General features: G+C 34.9%; 1 protein-coding gene and 1 pseudogene. Both read right to left on the reverse strand.

Annotated elements, in window-relative coordinates; genetic code table 11:
• Positions 1-387: 387 nt before the first annotated feature.
• On the reverse strand, positions 388-1,173 hold the full coding sequence (locus OZD63_RS01860) for a hypothetical protein (protein WP_274979412.1): 786 nt from the start codon (positions 1,171-1,173) through the stop codon (positions 388-390).
• A 65-nt stretch (positions 1,174-1,238) separates the two neighbouring features.
• A pseudogene (locus tag OZD63_RS06245) lies at positions 1,239-1,391 on the reverse strand (phage tail tube protein); the annotation flags it as partial.
• Between the last annotated feature and the right edge of the window lie 86 nt (positions 1,392-1,477).

The raw sequence follows: 1,477 nt of genomic DNA on the forward strand, positions 1-1,477 counted from the left end.
CAACTTGATGCATCATTCTTTTTGTAAAAAACATTCCACACTTTCTCTCCACTTTTTCTGGGTAAGGTCAGTTGGATTTTCACCAATTGTATTCTAAACGCTTACTTGGCGCACCCATAACAAAAATGCCTGAAAAACGTTAATAATTGTATGCTATTATTAATAATTATTCAACCATATTTTAAGCTTACAATTTTGAGCTTAACTGACGCTTATGGATAGGGGCAACTCTATCACCCTGTGTTATGTTTATTTTCTAACGGACGCTGATTTTTGTATCGTAATTTCTTGCTATAAATTGGTTATATAAGAGCTGGCTTCTAAAATTTTATAACCCTAATTTGAATTAACAGACAGTAGAATCGAAAGATTATTACAAGGAGAAATCTACACAGATCGACCCTTTTGTGAATCTGCGTTTCTGCTTTCTTCAACTTGTTTTGCAAAAGATGTTTCCGGTTTCTGAAGTGGCCTAGCAATTTCACGCACAACGGCAATAACTGCTGTTAAAAACGTTTTTAACAATGCACCTAAAGCTCCACCAACTGCTTCCCTGCCATATATATGAGCTTGCTTTTCGTTACCGTCAGCAGTTTCCCCTGCCCTCCTTCTTGGATCCATCCTATGAGCAATCACCGAAAACAACACTCCCCTGATTGAAGACTTCACTTTTTCCTTTGCTTCGTGGACATCCCCATCTTTTGCTGTTTCATGTCCATGACTTAAGTGTTTAGCGTTCATTAGCTCCTTTTGTTGCTGGGCAAACATGCTACTTAATACTTCTTCTATCACTTGCTTTCTTCTCTTCTCTCTAACTCTTTTCATAGATTCTGATTTATCACGAGTATGCTTTGTGGTTTCAAATTCTGCATCAATATCTTCAGACGCAGCCTGACTATATAAAGTCTCTATGAGCCTGTCTATGCTTCGCTTTATTTGCATAGTCCTTTCGTAACTATCCGAATTATCAATTCCTTCGTCGATCTGATTTAGAATATCCTCAAAAACTTTCAAATAGTCTTGAATGTACTGTATTATGTATTGCTTATCTTCCTCTTTGTGTTGTTCTTCTTGATTTTGCTGATTTTCATTTTCTAAACTTCTCTCTCTTTTATCATCGTTATTTTCTTCAATATTATCACCGTCTTCCTCGAAAAGGTCTTTGTCGTTCATGATTTTTTTTAATTTAGTTAAAATTCTCACCAGTTACTATTGTATATGAAAAAATTAAATTAACATTAATGAAAAGCGTTTACAACTTCAGCACTAGTTAAAACTACAGTAAAGCTGTCAAAAGTAACAGGATCATAATACCTCTCATACAATTCAACTGAACACCTAAGCCTTATCTTTTCCTTAGCATTAAAACTAATTTCATAATCATTATTAGAACCTGTTTAAAATCTTCGTAATAGGAGAGAAATGAAGGAAAGGACAATCATTTGCAAGCTGGTGTTGAGTTTACGTTCGCAATTTT

The sequence above is a fragment of the Wolbachia endosymbiont of Drosophila leontia genome, from assembly GCF_028981785.1.
In the GTDB taxonomy this organism is placed as follows: domain Bacteria; phylum Pseudomonadota; class Alphaproteobacteria; order Rickettsiales; family Anaplasmataceae; genus Wolbachia; species Wolbachia pipientis.